Genomic DNA, 20,564 nt, shown 5'->3' on the forward strand with positions numbered 1-20,564 from the left:
CTATCCTCTGATCCACTTTTCCAGGCGCGCGCCGAAAGTGGGAGATGACGGTTCGGAGTCTGCCGGCTCCAAGCGGCGCCAAGGCTGCTCCGGCGCACCATTCACGTAACGGCGCTCGGCCAGCGCAGCGCCATCAGGCGCGTAACGGCGGGCGATGCCGTGCAATACCCCCGCGCGGTACGGAGACGCTGCCAACAGCGTGCCGTCCGCAGCGTAGTCACGCGTTTCGCCATCCAGGAGGCCCAGGCGATAGCTTTCGCGGCGGACCACGACACCATCTTGCAGGTATTCGGCCATGCCATCGAGCCTGCCCATCAGGTAGGTCTGCCGCAACGTCTCCAGGCCCGACTGCGCATATGCCACGCAAGGTCCGTGCAATAGCCCGAGCTCATACTGCTGGCGCGACGCCAGCTTGCCATCGCGATAGGACAGCGCTTCGCCATGCAACCTGCCCTCGGCGTAAGACGCTACACGCAGCAACGCGCCAAATTCGTCGTGTATCCGCAGCGAGCCGGACAGGCGGCCCTGCCGGAACTCCGCCTGCAGCAACACTTCTCCGTCAGCGCCATATCGCGTCATCGGGCCTTGCGCCACGCCGGCCTGCCAGGAACTGCGCGCCGAGAGGCGGCCGGCCTCGTCCAGCTCTTCCATGATCTGGATCTCGGGCAAGGAGGTATCGGAGCTATGCATGGCGCGCCTCAGTTGATCTTGACCAGGCCGCCCTTGAGCGCCAGCAGGCCGCCGCCATCGACGGTCTGCGTCGCCGTCGCCTTGTGTTCGATCGTCAGCGCCTTGTTGCTCAGCGTGGTTGCGGCTTGCGCGGTCAGCGTCGACGCGCTTTTGATGCTGATGGAGCCTGTGACGTCGATGACAAGATTGCCGCTGACTTTCAGCGTGTAATTGCCGGCCACGTCCTGAGTAAATGCCGCCCCGTTGGCGTGCGTTTCCTCGCCATGGACCTCGACGCTGCGCGCACCCTGCACCACATGCGATTCCTTACCCTTCTGTACCTCGATGCGGCGGTCTCCCCGCTTGACGATGCGGCTTTCATTACCGCCAACCTCCGTCTCAAGCGCGTCCTCGATGACGACCCGCATGTCCTTCTGCGCATGCAAGTACAGTTCTTCCGCATCGAGTTTGTCCTCCATGCGGATCTCATTGCCCGCCACGCCCCGCTTGGACGAGCGCGACCGCATGACGCTCTGCGTCTGCTCCGCCGGCAGCTGCACGGGCAAGGTCTGCTGCTTGTTGTAGACCGTACCCGTCACCAGCGGCCGGTCGGGGTCGCCGTCGACGTAACTCACCACCACCTCCTGGCCGACTCGGGGCAGGAACCAATGCCCCCACCCCTGCCCCGCCACACTCTGCGATACCCGTACCCAGCAGGAGCTGTCCTGGTCGCGCGCGGGGCCGTCATCCCAATGGAACTTCAGCTTCACCCGCCCATGCGCGTCGGTCCATATCTCTTCACCCGCCAGCCCTACCACCTGGGCGGTATGCGTCCCGGTGACCATGGGTCGGGGCGTCACAGGCCTGGGACGGAACGGCACGGCCTCCGGCAGCACGTCAAAGCGGTTCCGGTATCCCTCCTGGGTCGCGTCGTGCGTGACGGCCCGCAGAACGTAGGACACGTTCAGAGCGCTGTCCGGGTGACCGGCCAGTTCAAAGCGGGAACCGGCCGACAGGCCATGGCATCCGCTGACGCCGCTGCCCACCTGCCCGTCGGCCTGTTGCGCGGCCAGCCTGATGGCGGCCTTGCGGTCGCCGTCCGCGGCGTCGGCGTACTTGCCGGGATAGACATAGTGCCGGGCGTCGGGCAACAGCGCCGGCTTGCGCGATGCGGCAAGGGAAGTGCTCGCCGTGAGATAGTCATAGTCCGCCAGCACATGCCCCGGCGCCACGATGCCGTGCGCCATCTCGAACGCATGCACGCGGTCCGGGTCCGCCCCATCGTCCTTGTCCAGCGCGCACTGCAGGCGGGCGGCATGCGCATTCACGGAATGCGCGGCGGGGCTGTCGGCCAGCACCAGCGTATGCCTGCCATCGGCGCCGTCGAAGAAATAGAAGATTCCCTCTTCTTCCATCAGGCGGGAAATAAAGTCGAATGGGCTTTCGTCGTACTGCACGCAATAGGGACGCCGCGGATAGGCGCCCGCTCCCAGCCGGGTCTCGAATGCCACCTCGTAGCGTCCCAGCGTTTCCTTGACGATGTCCAACGCGGTCTTGTTCTGGTGTATGGCACGGTCCCGCCCCAGCGTCAGCAGCCACAGGCGCGGCTGCAGTTCTGCCAGGTAGTAGGCATGCCCGCGGTCCGCGCCCAGGTGCACGAAGCGCGTGACGATTCCGTTGAAGTGCCGAGGCCGCTGACGCGGGCGCTGCAATGTCACCGTGACGGCCTTGCCGACGATCGCTCTCGCATCCAGCGCCTTGTTGGCCGACCTCATCCTGAGATCGAACCGGAACAGCTCCGACATCGCCTCGCGCCCGCTGAAGGATTCCAGCAACAGGACGTCCTTGCCGAACGGCGTGGATACCGAGGCAAACCAGTGGGCTTGGGTCTGATCGGCGGCCATGGGCTTATCCGGTCTCCGCGTCGCGGAATCGGAAATCGATCGCACCCGCGGGCGTCAGGCCCAGATGGACGCCGCCGAACGGCGCGGCCACGGAAATGCGTTCCAGCACCTGGCGCGCCAGCTCCGGCAACACCGCCTGCGTCAGGATATGGTCCACATTGCGCGCCCCGCTGTCCACTTCCTTGCAACGCGCCGCGATCGATTGCGCCACGGCGTCGTCCCAGCTCAGGTTCGCGTGGTGGTTGCGCGCGAAACGCCGGGCCAGGCGTTCCAGCTTCAGATTGACAATGGCATTGATCTGGCTATCCCCCAACGGGTAGTAGGGAACCATCACCAGGCGGCCCAGGAACGCCGGGCTGAACTGCCGCAACAACGGGGCGCGCAAACGCTCGGTCAGGGCCTCTGGGGAGGGCCGCGCCCCGTCCCGGCAGGCATCGGTGATGACGTCCTGCGACGCATTCGACGTCAACAGGATCAGGGTGTTCTTGAAGTCGATGGAAACGCCCTCGCCGTCCTCCATGGTCCCTTTGTCGAACACCTGGAAAAAGAGCTCGAGCACGTCGGGATGCGCCTTCTCCATTTCGTCCAACAGCACGACGCTGTAGGGACGGCGCCGCACCGCTTCGGTCAGCACGCCCCCGCGGCCGTATCCCACATATCCTGGCGGCGCGCCTTTCAGGCCGGAAACGCTATGCGCTTCCTGGAACTCCGACATATTGATGGTGATCATGTTGCGCTCACCGCCGTACAAGGTATCGGCCAGCGCGCACGCGGTCTCGGTCTTGCCGACGCCGCTGGGACCCAGCAGCAGGAACACGCCCACCGGTTTGCCAGGATCATCCAGGTCCGCGCGGAAAGTGCGGATGCGCCGGGCGATGGCGTCCAGGGCTTCGTCCTGTCCCACGATGCGTCCGGACAGTTTCTCCTGCAGATACAGCACGGTGTGCAGCTCATCGGCCAGCATCCGGCCCACCGGAATGCCGGTCCAGCCGGAAATCACTTTCGCCACGACCGAAGAGTCCACGCACACCGGCACGATGGGCTCGTCGTTCTGCACTGCCTCAAGGCCTTTTTCCAGGCGGGTCAGATTGGCGGTCAACGCGTCCAGGTCCTCTTCGTCCGCCGCCTTGTCGCTGCCGGCCACGACGCGGTCGGCGATACGGCGACGCCAAGTCAGGATTTCAGCCACCGCGCTGCGTTCGGCTGCCAACTTCTCTCCCAGTCGGCGGTGCTGTTCGCGTTGATCCTCTATCTGGCGCTGCGTCGCCGCGATCGCGTCATGACGGTCCGTGCCCGTGGCGGCCTCGTGGCGCAGTATGCGCAGCTGGTTCTCGGCCGCCTCTATAGCGCGCCCAAGGGCCTCGATTTCTTCCGGCTCCGCGCTCTGGCCGATCGCCACCCTGGCGCAAGCCGTATCCAGCACGCTGATCGCCTTGTCCGGCAACTGCCGGCCGGAGATATAGCGGTGCGACAGCTTCACGGCGTCCCTGACCGCGGCATCCAGGATCTCGACGCCATGATGGGCCTCCAGCCGTTGCACCATGCCGCGCAGCATTTCGACGGCCGCCGCCTCGGTGGGTTCTTCCACCTTGACGACCTGAAAGCGCCTTGCCAACGCCGGATCCCGCTCGACGTAACGCTTGTATTCGGCCCAGGTCGTGGCGGCGATGGTGCGCAATTCGCCGCGCGCCAAGGCCGGCTTGAGCAGATTGGCGGCGTCGCCCTGCCCTTCGCTGCCGCCCGCGCCTATCAACTGGTGGGCCTCGTCGATGAACAGGATGACCGGCGTCGCCGACGCCTTCACTTCACTGATCACCGATTTCAGCCGGTTCTCGAATTCGCCGCGCACGCCCGCCCCGGCCTGCAGCAGCGCCAGGTCCAGGGAGCGGACCGATACATTGCACAAGGCCGGAGGCACGTCGCCTTGCACGATGCGCTGCGCAAAGCCCTCGACCACGGCGGTCTTGCCCACGCCGGCCTCGCCCGTAAGAATGGGATTGTTCTGCCGGCGGCGCAGCAGCACGTCGACCAACTGCCGGATTTCCGCATCCCTGCCACGCACCGGGTCGATCGCCCCTTCGCGCGCCAGGGCCGTCAGGTCGATCGTATACAGCTCCAGCGCCGATTGGCGCGTCCCGCCCTCGCCCGGCGTCGGCATGACAGGCGCGCCGCCGGCGGGCAAGCCCGCGGCTCCCAGCCCGGACGGGGGAGACGAGGTTCCAGCGTCTTCCGCGCTGCCCGCCAGGATGGACGGCAATGCCGCTCGCAAGTCGGCCCGGGAGATGTTCAGCAATCCCGGCGCCGACTCCAGCAGCAATCCGCGCAGGCTGTCGACCTCCAGCAACGCCAGCAGCAGGGTGCCGGACCGGATCTGCTGCTGCCCCAGCAGCATCGAACTGAGCAGCCATGCCTCCTGGAACATGGGAGGGAAATTCGGCGACAAGGACGGAGTGCGGCCGTTGCCCCGCTTGAATTGCTCCTGCGCGCGCTGCAATTGCGCCGACACGTCTTCCGCCCGGATCTGGTAATGATCCAGCACCGCTTTCAGATCGGGAGCGGCGGTTTCCAGCAACGTCAGCAGCAGGTGCTCGACATCCACGTTGTAATGCGTCTGGCGCACGCACTGCTGCGCCGCCAGTTCCATCGCGTGCTTGCAGACCGGGTTGAGCCGGGCCAGCAGCGTGCGGATGTCGATATCCATGCCGGATTTGCCTTATGTACGGTTGGCCAATGGGGAAGCGGACGCCATGCGCGCCGTCAGGCGCACCGGCGCCGGAGCGAGGGTCTGCCGCGTAGCGGTGGCCCAGCTGGTCCACCCCAGCCGGGCTGCTGCCGCGCCGCCCAGCACGCACGCACCGGCGCGCGGCTGCGCGTGCAGCACGAAATCCACGTTCAGGTCTCTCCGGAGGTGACTGCGGATCAGCCACAGCGCCAGTTCGTGGTCCGCGCCCCCGGGTAACAGGCGCTCGAACCGGGCGGGACTCAGGTCCAGGAATTCGATACGGATCCCGGCCCCCTGGTCCCATACCCGGCGGCCCAGCGCCCGCGACGCATTCAACGCCAACCCCTTTCCGCCCAGGCGCGAATGATCCTTCGCGTCCAGCGTCCGCCATTGCCCGATGAATTGCCGGCCCAGCACCTTCAAGCCCAGGCGGTCCGCCAGCAACGCCAGCAGCCCGGTCATCGATCGCGTCGCCACGCCCAGCAGACCGGCGTGCCTGACCCACAGGCGCTGGCCTTGCGGACCGGCCTCGTCGCGGGCATAGCCCAGGTCGCTCAGCGCATCCAGGCAGCCCACCAGCGCCGACGCATGCGGCGCGGACGCGTTAAGGCCCAGCGCGTGCTTCTTGCGGCTTCGGTAGAAGAAGGACAGGAAGCGGTGGTTGAAGATATCCAGGAAATCTGCGGTGGCGTGATCCCGCGACGCCCGGCGCTGCAGCACCAGTTCGGTGTACGCCAAGGGCAGCGGACTGCTGGCGCCGGCAAGTGTCATCACCGGCGTAGTCAAGGCGTAGCGTGTCTGCATGGCCTGGCCCCAACGCCCCGCGTCCTGTTTCCGGGCGATGGCACGCACGTCGCTGGCCTCGAACGCGACCGACACATGCCCATGCAGGCGCACAGCCTCGCCGTCGCCATTTCCGCGGCCCAGCGGCGCGGCCGCTGGCGTCGCGCGCTCCAGCAGGGCGATCGCCTGGAACAGGTTGTAGCGTTGCGGGCGGGAGAGCAGCCGGGCGATCATAGCGATTGCTGGTAGCCCGTCATGGGCTGCCACTGCTTCCATATTTCGTCGCCCCGGCGCACCGCCAGCCGCACGAACGAATTGACCGATGTATACATCGCAAAGAACCGCGCCAGCACTGCGCCCAGCAGCAGCGGCGATCCTCCCACGAACGCATCGGCGTCGAACTCCACCGTGACTTCCATGCCGTGGCAGAAGCCGCGCCAGGCCTCCTTGCCCACATGCGCCGTGACTGGGCGCGCACTGACGCCCTTGAGGCCGCGGATCAGATCCTGCTCACGCGTGCTGCCAGACGCGAACAACTGCAGGATCTGCTGCAGGCGTTTGTGTCCGGTCGATGACTCCACCAGCGACTGCTGATTCAACGTCAGCAGCGACACCAGGCGCCACAGCGCGTCGCCGCCCAAGGGCGGGTTGCGCTGCGCGGTGGGCTCGTACAGGCATTGCACCGATACGTTCTGCGCCACGCGCTCGAACACCATGCGGGCGCCCACTGGCACCTGCTCGGCAAGGCGCCGATTGGTGCAAAGCAGATTGGCGTAGACCACGGGTTCAACGGGCCGGCGAATCTCGTTGCGGGCATCCACGAAGCTCAAGAACATGTCGGTGCCGCTTACGCGGTCACGCAGGCTGTGTTCCCTTCGGGCAGACCAGAACAACGTACCGCGAGCGGCGTCCGCGTGCTCGACCTCCGCATAGCTGGGCACGGGAATCGAGCGCTCGGCCGCCGGATCGGACAGGATCACGGACAGCACCGAATGCACTTCCGTCGTCTCGTCACGGCGCTTGTCGGCCACCAGGCGATATTCGTAATGGCTATCGTCGATCGTGACCGGTTCGCTGGTCTGCGCGTACAGGTTGATCACCGGCGTGCAACCCAGGCGGAAATGTTGGGCGCCTATCGCGCCCAGGCCACGAGCCTGCCTGTCCAGGTGCAGCGCGATCTGGCAACGGCGCCCCTTGAACGGCAGCCCCCGCGGCAAATCCAGGTCAAAGAAATGGAACTTGCGCGGAAATGCGAAGTACTCCTGCATCAGGCCGTGCGCCGGCAATCCATTCGGCGGCTGCGGCAATACGCTCTCTTCCGGCGCATATCCCACTTCCCGCCAGGCCGTCAACGGCAGCGGCACAACGCCGCCCCCTTCGGCATAGAGCGATATGCCGGCCACGCCCGCCGCCAGCAACTCGTACAGCGGCATCGTCACCATCCAGTCGCCCTGCAGGTGGATGCGCAATGTGCGGATTTCCAGCTCCGACAGTTCCACGCCGGAATCGCTTTCCAGCTCCAGGCGCAAAGCCTGGTCTTCAGAGAAGCCGGCGCTTCCTATCCTCAAGGGCCACAGCGTGGCATCCCAGGCGGTGCGGAACCGGCAAAGTTCGCCGGCCTCGGTCCGCGCCGCCAGGCCGCTATGCCGCGGCACGGGCAGTCCGGCCGTCACTTTTCCCTGGCTGCCGTCCAGAGCCAGCTGCACCACGGTCATCGACGGGATGGGCTGCACCAGCGTCGGACAGACGTTGTCCAGCATCGCGGCGGCGATCTGGGGAAACTCCTGATCCAGGTCGCGGTGCACCCGGGCCGCCAGGAACGCAGTGGCTTCTATCAGGCGTTCGGTATGCGGATCTGGCGATTCCGTGCCGTGCAGCGCCAGCCGGGATGCCACCTTGGGATAGCGCAGCGCGAAGTCCGCCCCCTGATTGCGCAGATAGGACAGCTCGCGCTTGTAGTACTGCAGGATGCCATCGGACGCCAGATCGGTCATGACCCGCCCCCCGTCCCGCTCTGCGCGCCTGCCAGCAGTTCGAATGCCACGTGGTTCACCGCGCCGCCGACCCGCATGTCGGCCCGGATCTCCAGCCGGCATGGGCCTATCCCGTTCGCGGCGGGCGCCATGTCCACCGACACATTGGACAGGCGGGGTTCATAAAGGGCAATGGCCTGCTTGACTACAGCAGCGACGGCCTCGCGATCCGACGCCGACACCGGCGACCGCGCCGAGTAGTCGGGCACGCCGTAGTCGACCACCGTTGCCGCCGAGCGTGAAAAGGCCTCGAAATCCAGGCGCGAACGCGTGTTCAGCAGGCGCTCCAGGTCCCTGGCCACCGCCAGTCTCTGCGCGTCGGCCCCCGCCAGTTGCGACTCCGCATCAGCCGCCAGGCGGTCAAACAAGGGCACGGGCGAATAAAGGGTATCGGTCGGCATGTTGCGGGCGTTCCTGTACGTGCACCGGCGCCGCTCCCGCCCATGCGGGAGCGGCGTCCGGCATTACTTCTTGGGCGCGGCGGTGGACTTGTTCGTCGCCAGGTCCCAGCCGAACGATGCCGTGCCAGCCTTGTTGCCGGCGGTGGCCTGCTGGGTGTATTCGATGGAGAGCTTGCTGAAGCACAACGTGAAGCTGTCGCTGCCGCCGCCCTCGCCCAGCGCGGAGTTGATGGACGAGACCATCGCATTGCCCAGTACGTACTTCACGTGCAACAGGAACGACCCGCTCTCGTTGCGGCCGATGAGTATGGTCGCGTCGTTCAGCTTGGCGCCGGACGCGCACGCGTTGTATAGCGCGGGCGTGGACTGGTCCATTACCTTGGTAAACGCCATTTCCGAGAAGCTGGGCCGGCCCAGGGCGCGCTCGGTGTTGGCCATGTCCATCGACATCGGCAACATCACGCCATGCGAGGCGCCCAAGAGGATGATCGCGTCGGCATGGCCGTCCAGAGTGGAGTTGCCTTTGATGTTGTTGATCTTGAGCAGGATGGTATCCATGGAATTCCGTGTTCGAAGAGGATTCGGTTGGCGTGCGCCGCCGGCTGGCGGCGCACGGTTCGAAAGTTCAGGCAGCCGCGGCCGGCAGGTCTGCCACCAGGCGGATGGACGCGGTCAGCTCTTCCATCTGGAAATGAGGCTTGATGAAGCAGGTGGCGCGGTACGCGCCGGGCTTTCCGGGCACCTCCGTGACGTCGACGCGCGCCTCGCCCAGCGGATAGCTGGCCTTCTGTTCCTGCGAGGCCGAGGGGTTGATCAGCACGTAGTCCGCAATCCAGTTGTTCAGATAGTTCTCGACGTCCGTACGCGACTGGAAGCTGCCCACCTTGTCGCGCATCATCACCTTGATGTAATGCGCAAACCGCGACGCGGCCAGCACGAACGGCAGGCGTGATGACAGCTGCGCATTGGCATTGGCGGCATCCTTGTTGTAGACCTTGGGCTTGTTTGCCGTCTGGCTACCGAAGAACGTGGCCTGGTTCGAGCCCTTGGCGTTCACGAACGCAATGAACCCCAGGTCGCTGAGTTCCTTTTCGCGGCGGTCCGTGATCGTCACTTCCGTCGGGCACTTGAGCGCGATGTCGCCTTCATCGGTCTTGTAGGCATGCGCGGCGATGCTCTCCACCTTGCCGCCGCCTTCCACCCCGCGGATCGCGGTCGACCAGCTGTACTTGGCGAACGCGTCGGTGATGCGCAGACCCAGCTGGTAGGCGGAATTCGCCCACAGATACTTGCTGTGATCCGAACCGTCGACGTCCTCTTCGAAGTTGAACGTATCGACCGGCTTGGTCTTGGCGCCGTAGGGCAGGCGCGCCGCATAGGACGGCAGCACCAGCGCCACGTAGCGGGAATCCTCCGACTCGCGGAAGCTGCGCCACATGGCGAGCTCGGCGCTTTCGAAGACCTTGGAGAGATCGCGCGTGACGCCGAGGTCCGTGTACGATTTCAGGTCGAAGAGGCTGGGCGCGGCAGAGGCGATGAACGGCGCGTGCGCGGCGGCCGCGACCTTGGAGATGCGTTCCAGTAGCGCCAGATCCTGCGGATGCCGGCCAAATGCGTAATCGCCTATCAGCACGGAATACGGACTGCCGCCGAACGTGCCGTACTCGTCTTCGTAGACTTTTTTGAAGAGCAGGCTCATGTCGTGATCGACGGCCGACTCCAGGTCTTTCAGCAATTCCTTCTTCTTGACGTTCAACAGCCGCAGCTTCAGCCGCGAGCTCGTCTCGGTGCCATGGACCATATCGTGCAAGCCGGTCCACGATGCTTCGAGCGCCTGGAAGTCCGGCGCATGCATGATGGCGTTCAGCTGATCCGTCAGCAGACGGTCGATTTCCGCCACGCGCTCATTGATCATCGCCACCACCGACTTGTCCGGGCTGGTGCGCATGCCTTCGTCCAGGATCTGGGACGCCAGCTGCCCGAGCAGTTTCTTCGCGTAGGAATTCTGCGACGGCTCCACCGCCATATTGCCTTCCTGCACGATGCGGTCCAGCAGGCTGAGTTCGCCCGCCTGCGCCGCTTCCTGCGTTGCGTTGCCTCCAACCGCCGCCGTATCGGCCGTCTGTTTGCTTGCCATGTTCGTCACCCTGAGAATTGAAATTGCCCGCGCGCGGCTTCGGCGCAAGGCCTGCCCTGCGCGCGCTGACGTTGCTGTCCGCGTTAGGCCGACGGCGCCGTTGCGGCCGGTTCGGCCACATCGCCGGCCGTCCCGCCAGCCTGCGCTTCGCTCTTGACGGCCTTGAGCTCCTCGGTGCTGCGCACGATGCGCTCAAGGATGGAGTCCAGCTCGTCATTGCCATCCAGCTTGGCCAGCAGGTCGCGCAGTTGATGCCGCGCCTCCAGCAGCTTGGACAACCGCGGCACCTGCTCGACCAGGGATTCGGGATGGAAGTCGGCGAACTTCTCGAAGTTCAGCTCAATGCGCAGATTGCCTTCGCCCTTGGCGGTGTCGGGCACGGACAGGTCCAGGCGCGGGCGGATCTTGCCCAGGATTTCGTCGAAATTGTCGCGGTCGATCTCGACGAAGCGGCGCTCTTTCAGCTTGGGCAGCGGCGTGGCCGGCTGACCCGAAAGATCCGCCAGCACGCCCACCACCATCGGCAATTCACGCTTCTCGATCGCGTCGCCGGTTTCAACGTCATACGTGATCTGAACCCGCGGCGGGCGGTTGCGGCCCACCCATTTCTGCAAGCTATTGGACATGACCCTCTCCGAAGAAACCACTCGTACCGCACAGCGAGCGCTGCGCTTTGCTGGTGCGAACAATAGCGCCGGCCTTCGGGGGCTACATCGGACTTTAGTCGTAGTATTTTGAAATTATCAGAAATTTCCATCCTGCTTTTGGATGAGAAATGGCTTAGGCGCAACCTTGAAACTGCGGGCCCGACCCGCGTCAGCCCGGCTTCGCGGGGGAGCGTGTCCTTGCCAGAAAATTTCCCGAGGGCTGTGCTGACATCCACTGGATTTTCTCGACAATTTCCTTCGGGTTGCCCGTGGTGGAAACGAATTCATTGGCCTCTGGAGTGGCGGCTGCGGCATTGGCAACAGGTTCCCGCTTCGTCACGAGCAGGCAGGAGCGCGCCATGCCCATGTCCCTCGCAGGTCGTTCCTCGCGCAGAGCTCTCAAGTGGCTGGCCGGCAGAAACTCCCCACGGTGCACCAACTGGCGGCATTCGGCCACAAGCAGCCCGACGCTGGCGGCATAGCAGACTTTCGCCACGTTCTTCGCGCCATGCAGGGTCGCGTTCTCGGGCGCGCGCCGGTACTCGAAAAAGGTCGAAACGTAACGCTCTGTGCCCGGAACGGACCCCAGGCTGCCGGGACCGGCACTATCCATCCAGACCATCAAGCCCTGGAGGTTGTACGACCAGAGCAAGAGAGACTGGCCTGGCCTCAGCTTGCCTATGCGCCAACCTACCGGCGGGGCGGGTTTGGAAAAGAACTGCCCCAGCGTCTCCGGCTTGCTCCGCACCCGATTTGTCTCCACCTTGTCCAGTATTGTCCTACCCAGAATCAGACTCATGAGCCACCCCTTCCTGTGCTCTGCCCTTGGCAGCAAGCCCGCAGGATAGCTACCGTCCGCGGGCCGCGCATGGGACTTTGGTCTTACTGGGGCAAAGACCCGAGGACGGCGCACGGACAGCGGCGGGGCATTGCCGCCCGTGCGCCGGATGCGGCCGGCCGTCTACTTTCCATACGTCGCGATCAGCGTTTCCAGCGGCACATGGCCCTGGCACAGTCCCGGATAACCGGGGCTTGCTCCCTCTTCCAACGAGATCGCATATTTGACCGCCGGGTCGCTTTCCAGCCGCTGCCGCAGCGCCGCCAGCCTGGGCCAGCGGGACTGGGCAGCGACCTCATGGAAATCCAGCCAGCGCGCAACGCCCACCAGCACGGCGTCCGCCAGAGTCGGACGATCGCCCATCAGGAACGGCGTCTCGCCCAGCATCGCTTCGAGCTTGTCATGGCGTTCTATGACGCGTTGCGCCCCCCACTCCCGCAGCGTTTTCTGCAAGGCCGGATCAGGCGGATCCATTTCCAGGGCGACCCAATGCGGGGTGAAGGCGGCGGTGAAACCAGTGTTCAGAAAAGCCATGAACTGGTGCATGCGGTCGGATTCCGGCGACAGCGGGTCAAAGCTGATCCTGCGCTCGTCATCACGGTTTTCGATCCAGCGCGCAATCGCCATGGTTTCCGTGAAAACCGCGCCCTGTTCGCTGACGAATGCAGGCGTCTCGTGGCGCGCGTTGATCCGCGCATAGGAGGGCAGACGCATTTCGCTCAGCATGTCCACGCGGCACAGGCGATAGGGTTTGCCCAGCCACTCCAGCGCAGCGACGAGCCCCATGGAACTTCCCAGCGGAAAGCCATAAACAAGAATGGGTTCCAAGATTTCTTTCTCCGTAGATGAGGGTCACGCTGCGCAGCGGATTGAATTCTACGGATCTGCTAGGCTAAGTAAATTACGCACATTTTTGTCACCATGACCCGCCCATGAAAGACCTGGTTTCGCGTTGCCCCATCGAGGAAGTCATGCAGATACTGAGCGGCAGATGGCCGACGCTGCTGGTCTATTACCTCAAGGAAGGCACCAAGCGTTTCAGCGATCTGCGCCGCGACAATCCGACCATCTCGCATCGGATGCTGACGCTGGAGCTGCGCAAGCTGGAGTTGGCCGGGATCGTCCAGCGCACTGATTTCGATGGCTATCCGCGGCGCGTGGAGTACGCGCTCACGCCATCGGGAAAGACGCTGGTGCCGCTGCTGGATGCGCTGGGCGACTGGTGGGATGAGCACGGCGAGGCGTCCGAAGACGCCTCCTGAGCAGGCCTGCCAGCTTTCAAGCCGGGACTATCCGCCCCCCTGCTTGCCAGTGCCGATCAGATCCAGCAGGCCATCCGACAAGGTCCCGCGCCAGACCAGGTAATCATGTCCGCCCGCCACCTCGCGGTGCGTAACCAGATAGCCCTTGGCACGCAGCACATCCCGCAGATGCCGGTTGGTCTCCAGGATGCCCGGCTGGCCGCCGCGTCCGGACTCGAACAGGCCGGCGCCAAGGAAGAAGCGCACCGGCAGCTTGCGCACCGCGACGAATTGCCGCGTCAGCCACTGGTCCTCCTCGCCCGCCGGCGACCACCAATAGGAACCTGATTGGCTGAGCACGTTGCCGAACACTTCGGGGTGGCGCAACGCCGCATAGGCCGATGCCAATCCGCCGTAGCTGGAACCGCCGATGACGGTGCGCGCGGCAGGCGCGCTGATGCCTTGCTTGCGCGCCCACGGCATCAGCTCTTTCGCCAGGAAGTCCGCAAAGTCCGGGTTGGGCGGCAACTCCTGGCTGCGGGATTCCGCCGTAGGGTTGTCGATGAGCAGCGCCGCCGTCGGAGGAATGACGCCTGCGGCGATCATGTTGTCCAGAATGGTGGGCGTGGGCACGCGGCCCAGATAGGCGCCGGCGTCGAACAGCACCAGCACGTGATTGTCCGCTGCGCCAGACTGCCAGCCAGCAGGACGGTACAGGTGGATCTTGCGCGTGTTGCGCATGAGATCGCTGCGCAGCTCCATGGTCTCCACCGTTCCCTGCCGCACGCCCGCGCGGGGCTCGACCCAGGGCTGCTGCGGCGCGTCCGCCAGTTCCAGCATGGAATAGGTCTGGTACGCGTCGACGCCGCGCGCCGGGTATGCCTTGGGATTGTGCGGATCGGCCTGCGCCGTGGCCAGGATCGCGCGGCGCCGCGCCATGCCGGAGCCTGGAAGCTCGGGCACATCGGGCGCCAGGCGATATGACAGGCGCGTGGACCTGGGGACGACGAAGCTGGCATGCCAGACATCGGAGTTGCCCAGCCGCGCCAACTGAGCATGGTCCGACGACGGCCCGCCGAACAGGCGCACATTGCGTTCGGCGCCACGCCACAGGAATGTGACGCGGTCATGTCCGGCGTCCACGGCCTCGACCAGCGGCGTGCCTTGCTGCGCCACCTCATCCCAAAAGGCATCCGTCGTGCCGCCCGCGGCCAGCGTCGCCGCCAGCGCGGTCAGGCGCGGGCTGTCGAGCGCCGCCGCGGGCGCACGTTGTTCCGCAAGGGGCAGGCGTTCCGTCACGGCCCAGCGGAACAGGCCCTGGCCCTGCGCGCGAACGGTGTAGAGGCCATCTTCCGGCGCCACCAGCATCAGGGCTCCGGCCGGCTTTTCGCCGTCGCTCAGCCGGCGTACGTGCTGCCCGGCGCTGTCCAGAAGATCCAGGGTCACGCCGGATTCGGCGGCCCAGGTGCCCGCGAGGAACTCTCCCTTCTGTAGCGAAATTCGTTCGTCCACATGGGCCTCGGGTGTGACGGCGCCCTGCCTGGACTGCGCCGCGGCCATGCCCGGCGCCACGCCTATCATCGACACCGCCAGCGCAGCCGACGACATCCAATCCCGCCATTCCAATCTGTTCTTTTTACGCATGTTCATCCATTCGTTTGTTCACGGCCCGTTCGCGGCGGTCCGCTATCCCTCGCGCGCGGCGAGCCTTCTGGGCGCCCATACGCTGTCCGCGTCGCCCCGTCCGATCCTGCGCGCGCTGGCCTTTGCCATCCAGGCAAATCCCAGCCCTGCCGCCAGGGCCGTCGCGTCCACTGCCAGCGCCGCGGCCGACGTGTGCGCCCAAAGCCCGGAGGCAGGAAACAGCCCGCCCACGAGCGAGGCCGCGGGTATCGCCAGCGTCAATGCTGCCGCGACCCATAGCAGATGCACCCCTGCCGCCGCGCCTCCGCGCAGGAAGGCCCAGGCCAGGCTGGCGAAGAACGCCATGTAGTACAGCGCCCGCAGCCAGGCATTCAGATCGCCGACGTGCCCGCTCAACCCTTTGGACGCGACCATCATCAACGAAATGCCACACACGCATCCCAGGCAGACGCCCACTGTCGCCGACGCCATCAGCCGCGTGTCCAAGCGCTGCACTGGAATCTCGCCCGTCTGCCGGTTGGCGCGCTTGCGGCGGGTTTCTATCCACAGCAGGTTGCCGCTATAGAACAGCCATGCGCCCGCCAGTCCAAGCAGGAAATAAAGCCACTGCACTGCCGCGCCGCCGAAGGAAGCCATGTGCAGCGCGAAGAAACTGCTGACCCAGAGGTTGGGCGCGTCCTGTCCGCCCGGCAGATAGTCGCGGTTGAGCACCTTCCCGCTGTAGGGATCGAGCGCCACGAAGCCGCCTCGCGCCCGCGGCGATACCGCACTGTCGTCCTTGCCCCAGACGCGTACGATGGCGCGCGGGCTGGCGACCTGTTGATACTGCAACCCATAAGGCTCGAAGCCCGGGGCGAGGGCGCGCGCCTGGGCCAGCAGTTTCGCCGGCGTCAGCATGTCTGCAGGATTCCGGACCTCTCCAGCCGGCGCGCCGCCGCCGGACCGCTGGAAGACGGATTCCAGCTTGCCTTCGTACATGAGCTTGTCCTGCAGATCGTAGATTCCGTCGTGGAACGCGAACACGACGGAACTCAGCGCCATGACGATGTGAAATGGCAGCGAAACAATGCCCACCACGTTATGCGCATCCAGCCACATGCGCTTCAGGTTCTTCCCAACCCGCAACGCGAAAAAGTCCTTGACCAGCGACGGCAGCAGCACGATCACTCCCGACACCAGGGCAATTGCATAGAGCGATGCGACGATGCCCATGAACCAGCGGTTGGGATCACTGTCGACAGGCAGGCCCACCACGCGGTGAAGCACATCGATGAACGGCATCAGCCCGCTGGGCGCGGCCTCCTCCAACCGCAGCTCGCCGCGCGCATCCAGATAGGCGACATGGTGGCGGATCGACGATTCATCGTGATCGTCGGCCTGCCCGTCACGGACTTCCCAGGACATACGGGCCGGCACGTGCTCGGCGTCCTGCAGATGGATGCTGAACCCCTTGGCCACATCCGGCCGCGCTTGCAGGGTTCTGGCGATAAGGTCGGGCGCGTCTTCCAGCGGCACGGGCGCGACGGCTGCGGGCGGCGTAGCCCAACGGGTCAGCGGCTCTTTGAATACGGTCAGCGCACCGGCGTAGAAGGCGATGAACAGCGCCATGCCGGTCAGGATGCCCGTCCAGGTATGGACGGATTTGTAGATGCGTATGTAGTCGGCTCTCATGATCGCGGACTCCCTTCAGATCGCCTTGGCGACAAGCAGTCCGCCATAGAGCAGCACGCAGGCTCCGCCCAGCCAGATCCACGCGCGCAGGCCGCTGGCGAAAAAGTAGACGGTACTCGCGACGCCGAGCCAGACGGGCGGCACCAGCCACATGGCCAACTGCGAACGCGTCGCCAACGGAATGCCGGCAGTCAATGCGGCCAGCGTTGCGCTGGCGCCCATGGCCAGCGCGAAGCCGAGCAATGCGCCCGCCAGGCTCTTCGATATCCAGTCGCGCCGGATCGGCGCGGGCTTAACGGGCTTCATGCGTATCGCTACCGCGCAGGCCCGCCAGTACGCCCAGGTACGGCATGAGGCTGAAGAACAACATCAAGGCGGTGCAGAAAACGAACACGGCCGCGACGGCAGAGAATGCGCGCAGGCAACCCCAGCCGCCCAGCGCGAGCAGCAGAATGCCAGCGACGCGGGCGGGCAGGACCGGCCAGGACGTGGCGCCCCATCGCTGGTTGGGCGAAGCGCGATAGATACAGAAGCTGCCCAGGAACAGGCTCGCCAGGCTGAAAAGAATCAGGACTTCCATGGTCACCCCAGGATGAATTGCCCGAGACCTGCCTGCCAATCCCTGCTCCGAATCGACTGTCCGGAACAGGGACCGGCAAAACATCCCGCATTCAGAAACTGATGCTGGCGGATGCGGTTACGGTGCGCGCCGGCCCCAGCGTCACGATAGGCGTCGTGTCGCTGAAACTGCCGGCGTAATAGTGCTTGTCGAACACGTTGTTGACATTCAGCCGGTACACGACGTCCCGGCCGTTGATCTGCGTGGCGTAGCGGGCGCCCAGGTCCAGTTGGCCCCAGCCCGGGATCTGCAGTTTGTTGGCCGCATCCGCGTACTGGCTCGAAGTCGCCTGCACGCGCGCGCTCAGCGTCACGCCGGGCACCCACGGCGTGTCCCATTCCAGCCCGGCATTGGCCTGCCAGCGCGGCGCGCCCACCGCGGTATTGCCGTCATAGCGGCCATACGAGGTCTTGACCTGCGTGCCTTGCGTGTAAGTGACGCCGCCCAGCACGCGCACGCCCGCAGCCAACTCGCCGAAGGTATTCCACTCCACGCCGCGGACACGCTTCTCGCCGCCGTCCGCATACGTGGGCTTGGCCGTAGAGCCCTCCGTCACCAGCATGGGTTTGTCTATCTGGAAGAATGCCAGGGTATTGGTGAAAGTGCCGGCATTCCACTTGACGCCCAGCTCCTGCTGCTTGGTCTTGTAGGGCGCGAACACCTGGCCATAGTTGCTGGCGCTGGTGTCCGTGACGCTATCGCCCTTGCTCAGGCCCTGCACGTAGTTGGCATACAGCGAGACGTCCGGTCCCCAAGGTTTGACGACGATGGCGACAGCCGGTGTCACGGCGTCCTCGTCATAGCGGGCCGTCGTCTTGCCGGTCTTGTCGAAGTTCGTCGTCTTCACGCGCTGGTTGCGCAGGCCGCCGGTCAGGAGCAGCTTGTCGTCGAAGAAGGACATGGTATCCACCAGCGCCAGGCTGGACAGCGTGTTCTCCGCCGTCTTGGGCGCGCTGCCCGGCACCGCAGGCATGACCGGCGTGATCGGGTCGTAGATATTCGACTTGAAAGTCGATGCCGGCCCGGTGGCCGACCCGTCCTCCAGCTTCAGCAAGGAAGCCTGGAGCACCAGCTCGTGCCGTACGCTGCCCGTGTTGAACCGCGTGCGCAGCCCGCCCTCGGCCGAGGTGGCATCCGTGTAGGCGCGCTGGCCGATGATGGAGCCGGTGAAATTGCCATTGGCGTCGATCTGCCGCGCATGGGTGCCATTGATCAGGCCCGATTGATGGCTGTCGCGCCTGCCCACACCGGCAAAGGCCGATACGCTGTCATTGAAGCGGTATTCAGCCCGCGCCATGACGGCGTTGCTCTGGATGCTGCCATAGCCGGTGCTGAACTGGTTGATGCGAGGATCGGGCGCTTCGGGCACGACCGAACCGCCGAACCAGAACATGGCCGGCGTGCCGCCCGAAAACGACTCCTGGCTATGGTAGGCGTCTATCGACGCGCTCAGGGCGCTGCCGCGATAGTCCAGGCCGGCGGACAGGAACTCGCGTTTTCTGGATTGGCCGTCCAGCGTGGTGGCGCCGTCGCTGAAGGAACCGTTGACGCGCGCGCCCCATTCATTGGCCGAGCCGAAACGGCGGCCGGCATCGATGGTCGTGCCCAGCTGGCCGTCGGCCTGCCAGTTCACGCCGAAGGTGGCATTGGGCGTGTCTTCCGCCCGCTTGGGAACCAGGTTGATCGTGCCGCCCACCGCGCCGCTGGGCGCCATGCCGCTGAACAAGGCGTTCGGGCCTTTCAGCACCTCCACCCGCTCGACGAACTCCAGCGGCGTGCGCCCCATGGGCGCCAGGCCATACATGCCGTTGATCGCCACGTCGTTCTGGTTGACGTCGAAGCCGCGGATGCGGAAGTTCTCGTAGGCGTGTCCGCTCGACGTCGTGAACCGCACGGAAGGATCGTTGGCCATCACGTCCGCCAACGTGCGCGCCTGCTGGTTCTGGATCAGCTCGGAGGTATAGCTGGTGACGTTGAATGGCGTATCCATCACGTCCTGATTGCCCATCAGGCCCAGGCGCGCGCCCTGCGCCACCTGCCCGCCGGCATAGGGCGCGGGCAAGTCTTCCTCCGAGACCGAACCCGCGGTCACGGTGACGGGCTGCAGCGTCGTGGTTTGCGCCGCGTTCTGGGCGGCGGCGCTGGCGGGAAGAATCAAGGACAGCGCGACTGCCGGGCTAAAGCACTGGACGCACAGCGAGATAGTCAACTGAGTTTTCTTGGCCACAATTCATCGTTCCGATATCTAAATGCGAATGCTTATCAGATGAATTATATATTCAAGAAAGCACCGTTCGCCAAGAAATCAGGAGTCCGCAGCCAGAATCCGCTCGAATTGGCACGCAATTCAATAAGAATCAAAGGCTTATATTTTTTTGATTGACATCCCAACGCAAAATTCTGCGGCCTCGGTTTGGAAGTCGCCAGCGCGGGCGCGCTTGGCAGAAGCGACAAGGCCATCCCGGCGTCCCCAAGCACAGTCCCCGCCGGTAAACTGCGCAGTCCTCTCGGCGCCGACAGGCCCATCGAACGCTTATATAACCCTGGAGAGCTACACAAGATGATCCGTCATCTGGTCCTTGCAGCATCGTTGGCCGTGGCAGGCAGCGCCGTGGCAGCCCCCTCTTTCAACTGCGCCAAGGCCGCGACTCCGGTCGAAAAAGCCATTTGCGCCCACCCGGCGCTGGCCGACCAGGACGCGGCCATCGCGCAGCAGTACAAGGCGGTACGCGGCAAGCTCGACGCCGAGGCAGTCAAATCACTGACCGCCGACCAACGTTATTTCCTGGGCGTGCGGGACAATATCTATGCCGAGCCCTTTTCGGGCAGCACGCCGGTCAAGGAGATCGGCACCGGCATGCGCTACCGCCTGAATTTTCTGAAGTCCATCGATCCGCAGCCGCCTGCCGGCTTTGTCGGCAAGTGGAAGAACGTCGAAGGTGAAATTGAAATCACCCGCGGCGCCGACGGCCAACTGCTCGTGGCCGCCAATTCGGCCCAGCCCTACAACGGCCGCTGGGTCTGCGATCTGAGCGGCAAGGCTGTCGCCGTAGGCGACAGCATCATCGTCACCTATCAGGACGGGCCGCCGTGGACGCTGGACCTGACGCGCCGCGGCGCTGTGCTGGTGGTGCGAGAAACGCCGCCCGCCGGGGTCGAGAAAGACGGCTTCGGTCCGCCGTTCTGCGGCATGAACGGCAGCCTGGAGGGAGACTGGTTCGCGGTGCGCTGATCAAAGGCATTCCGCAGCCGCAC

Annotated in this window: 18 protein-coding genes; 2 read left to right on the forward strand and 16 right to left on the reverse strand. The window is 65.1% G+C overall.

Annotation, left to right across the window (positions count from 1 at the left end):
• From IB258_RS14015 to IB258_RS14065, 11 genes are all read right to left on the reverse strand, one after another.
• Window positions 1–690 (reverse strand): toxin-antitoxin system YwqK family antitoxin, encoded by a 690-nt coding sequence (locus tag IB258_RS14015; RefSeq protein ID WP_119451865.1) that lies wholly within the window; start codon window positions 688–690, stop codon window positions 1–3.
• An 8-nt stretch (window positions 691–698) separates the two neighbouring features.
• Complete coding sequence (locus tag IB258_RS14020) at window positions 699–2,573, reverse strand: type VI secretion system Vgr family protein (protein ID WP_192352747.1); 1,875 nt, start codon at window positions 2,571–2,573, stop codon at window positions 699–701.
• A 4-nt stretch (window positions 2,574–2,577) separates the two neighbouring features.
• Window positions 2,578–5,274, reverse strand: a complete 2,697-nt coding sequence (gene tssH / locus IB258_RS14025) for a type VI secretion system ATPase TssH (protein ID WP_192352748.1) — start codon at window positions 5,272–5,274, stop codon at window positions 2,578–2,580.
• 12 nt (window positions 5,275–5,286) lie between these two features.
• The gene (gene tssG / locus IB258_RS14030; RefSeq protein WP_225590380.1) at window positions 5,287–6,312 is read right to left on the reverse strand and encodes a type VI secretion system baseplate subunit TssG; all 1,026 of its coding nucleotides are present in this window, start codon (window positions 6,310–6,312) and stop codon (window positions 5,287–5,289) included.
• Window positions 6,309–8,072: a type VI secretion system baseplate subunit TssF gene (gene tssF / locus IB258_RS14035; protein ID WP_225590381.1), complete on the reverse strand. Its 1,764-nt coding sequence runs from the start codon at window positions 8,070–8,072 to the stop codon at window positions 6,309–6,311. The genes tssG and tssF overlap by 4 nt, the downstream gene beginning before the upstream one ends.
• On the reverse strand, window positions 8,069–8,512 hold the full coding sequence (gene tssE / locus IB258_RS14040; RefSeq protein ID WP_175212572.1) for a type VI secretion system baseplate subunit TssE: 444 nt from the start codon (window positions 8,510–8,512) through the stop codon (window positions 8,069–8,071). The genes tssF and tssE overlap by 4 nt, the downstream gene beginning before the upstream one ends.
• Window positions 8,513–8,575: 63 nt before the next feature.
• Window positions 8,576–9,070, reverse strand: coding sequence for a type VI secretion system tube protein Hcp (locus IB258_RS14045; RefSeq protein ID WP_054451882.1), 495 nt, complete (start codon window positions 9,068–9,070; stop codon window positions 8,576–8,578).
• A 67-nt stretch (window positions 9,071–9,137) separates the two neighbouring features.
• Entirely contained in the window at window positions 9,138–10,649 is a 1,512-nt protein-coding gene (tssC, locus tag IB258_RS14050) for a type VI secretion system contractile sheath large subunit (protein WP_054451883.1), read from the reverse strand.
• A gap of 83 nt (window positions 10,650–10,732) precedes the next feature.
• Window positions 10,733–11,275, reverse strand: coding sequence for a type VI secretion system contractile sheath small subunit (gene tssB / locus IB258_RS14055; RefSeq protein WP_054451884.1), 543 nt, complete (start codon window positions 11,273–11,275; stop codon window positions 10,733–10,735).
• A 190-nt stretch (window positions 11,276–11,465) separates the two neighbouring features.
• Window positions 11,466–12,095, reverse strand: a complete 630-nt coding sequence (locus IB258_RS14060; RefSeq protein WP_175160341.1) for a hypothetical protein — start codon at window positions 12,093–12,095, stop codon at window positions 11,466–11,468.
• A 162-nt stretch (window positions 12,096–12,257) separates the two neighbouring features.
• Window positions 12,258–12,962 (reverse strand): glutathione S-transferase family protein, encoded by a 705-nt coding sequence (locus IB258_RS14065; protein ID WP_054451886.1) that lies wholly within the window; start codon window positions 12,960–12,962, stop codon window positions 12,258–12,260.
• A gap of 104 nt (window positions 12,963–13,066) precedes the next feature.
• On the opposite strand from IB258_RS14065, the gene IB258_RS14070 reads away from it, so the two are divergent.
• Window positions 13,067–13,396: a helix-turn-helix domain-containing protein gene (locus IB258_RS14070; protein ID WP_054451887.1), complete on the forward strand. Its 330-nt coding sequence runs from the start codon at window positions 13,067–13,069 to the stop codon at window positions 13,394–13,396.
• Between the two features lie 27 nt (window positions 13,397–13,423).
• Here IB258_RS14070 and fes read toward each other — a convergent pair whose 3' ends face one another.
• The 5 genes from fes to IB258_RS14095 form a co-directional block, all read right to left on the reverse strand.
• Window positions 13,424–15,019 carry an enterochelin esterase gene (fes, locus tag IB258_RS14075; RefSeq protein ID WP_225590382.1) on the reverse strand — a complete coding sequence of 532 codons (1,596 nt, stop codon included), beginning with the start codon at window positions 15,017–15,019 and terminating at the stop codon, window positions 13,424–13,426.
• 42 nt (window positions 15,020–15,061) lie between these two features.
• Complete coding sequence (locus tag IB258_RS14080) at window positions 15,062–16,690, reverse strand: PepSY domain-containing protein (protein ID WP_192352749.1); 1,629 nt, start codon at window positions 16,688–16,690, stop codon at window positions 15,062–15,064.
• A gap of 15 nt (window positions 16,691–16,705) precedes the next feature.
• On the reverse strand, window positions 16,706–16,996 hold the full coding sequence (locus IB258_RS14085) for a hypothetical protein (protein WP_192352750.1): 291 nt from the start codon (window positions 16,994–16,996) through the stop codon (window positions 16,706–16,708).
• On the reverse strand, window positions 16,983–17,270 hold the full coding sequence (locus tag IB258_RS14090; protein ID WP_054451891.1) for a hypothetical protein: 288 nt from the start codon (window positions 17,268–17,270) through the stop codon (window positions 16,983–16,985). The genes IB258_RS14085 and IB258_RS14090 overlap by 14 nt, the downstream gene beginning before the upstream one ends.
• 91 nt (window positions 17,271–17,361) lie before the next feature.
• Window positions 17,362–19,536 carry a TonB-dependent siderophore receptor gene (locus IB258_RS14095; protein WP_175180635.1) on the reverse strand — a complete coding sequence of 725 codons (2,175 nt, stop codon included), beginning with the start codon at window positions 19,534–19,536 and terminating at the stop codon, window positions 17,362–17,364.
• Between the two features lie 333 nt (window positions 19,537–19,869).
• Here IB258_RS14095 and IB258_RS14100 point away from each other — a divergent pair, with 333 nt between their 5' ends.
• Window positions 19,870–20,541: a lysozyme inhibitor LprI family protein gene (locus tag IB258_RS14100; protein ID WP_192352751.1), complete on the forward strand. Its 672-nt coding sequence runs from the start codon at window positions 19,870–19,872 to the stop codon at window positions 20,539–20,541.
• The last annotated feature ends 23 nt before the right edge of the window (window positions 20,542–20,564 follow it).

This window comes from Achromobacter sp. ACM02 (assembly GCF_014851605.1).
GTDB classification, from domain to species: Bacteria; Pseudomonadota; Gammaproteobacteria; order Burkholderiales; family Burkholderiaceae_B; genus Achromobacter; species Achromobacter aegrifaciens.

Excerpts from the sequence above, each read along its gene's own strand:
- IB258_RS14080 (WP_192352749.1), bottom strand. The coding sequence starts at position 16,690 with ATGAGAGCCGACTACATACGCATCTACAAATCCGTCCATACCTGGACG.
- tssF (WP_225590381.1), bottom strand. The coding sequence starts at position 8,072 with ATGACCGATCTGGCGTCCGATGGCATCCTGCAGTACTACAAGCGCGAG.
- IB258_RS14100 (WP_192352751.1), top strand. The coding sequence starts at position 19,870 with ATGATCCGTCATCTGGTCCTTGCAGCATCGTTGGCCGTGGCAGGCAGC.
- IB258_RS14020 (WP_192352747.1), bottom strand. The coding sequence starts at position 2,573 with ATGGCCGCCGATCAGACCCAAGCCCACTGGTTTGCCTCGGTATCCACG.
- IB258_RS14060 (WP_175160341.1), bottom strand. The coding sequence starts at position 12,095 with ATGAGTCTGATTCTGGGTAGGACAATACTGGACAAGGTGGAGACAAAT.
- IB258_RS14045 (WP_054451882.1), bottom strand. The coding sequence starts at position 9,070 with ATGGATACCATCCTGCTCAAGATCAACAACATCAAAGGCAACTCCACT.
- IB258_RS14090 (WP_054451891.1), bottom strand. The coding sequence starts at position 17,270 with ATGGAAGTCCTGATTCTTTTCAGCCTGGCGAGCCTGTTCCTGGGCAGC.
- tssB (WP_054451884.1), bottom strand. The coding sequence starts at position 11,275 with ATGTCCAATAGCTTGCAGAAATGGGTGGGCCGCAACCGCCCGCCGCGG.
- IB258_RS14070 (WP_054451887.1), top strand. The coding sequence starts at position 13,067 with ATGAAAGACCTGGTTTCGCGTTGCCCCATCGAGGAAGTCATGCAGATA.
- tssG (WP_225590380.1), bottom strand. The coding sequence starts at position 6,312 with ATGATCGCCCGGCTGCTCTCCCGCCCGCAACGCTACAACCTGTTCCAG.
- tssE (WP_175212572.1), bottom strand. The coding sequence starts at position 8,512 with ATGCCGACCGATACCCTTTATTCGCCCGTGCCCTTGTTTGACCGCCTG.
- tssC (WP_054451883.1), bottom strand. The coding sequence starts at position 10,649 with ATGGCAAGCAAACAGACGGCCGATACGGCGGCGGTTGGAGGCAACGCA.
- IB258_RS14015 (WP_119451865.1), bottom strand. The coding sequence starts at position 690 with ATGCATAGCTCCGATACCTCCTTGCCCGAGATCCAGATCATGGAAGAG.
- IB258_RS14085 (WP_192352750.1), bottom strand. The coding sequence starts at position 16,996 with ATGAAGCCCGTTAAGCCCGCGCCGATCCGGCGCGACTGGATATCGAAG.
- fes (WP_225590382.1), bottom strand. The coding sequence starts at position 15,019 with ATGCGTAAAAAGAACAGATTGGAATGGCGGGATTGGATGTCGTCGGCT.
- tssH (WP_192352748.1), bottom strand. The coding sequence starts at position 5,274 with ATGGATATCGACATCCGCACGCTGCTGGCCCGGCTCAACCCGGTCTGC.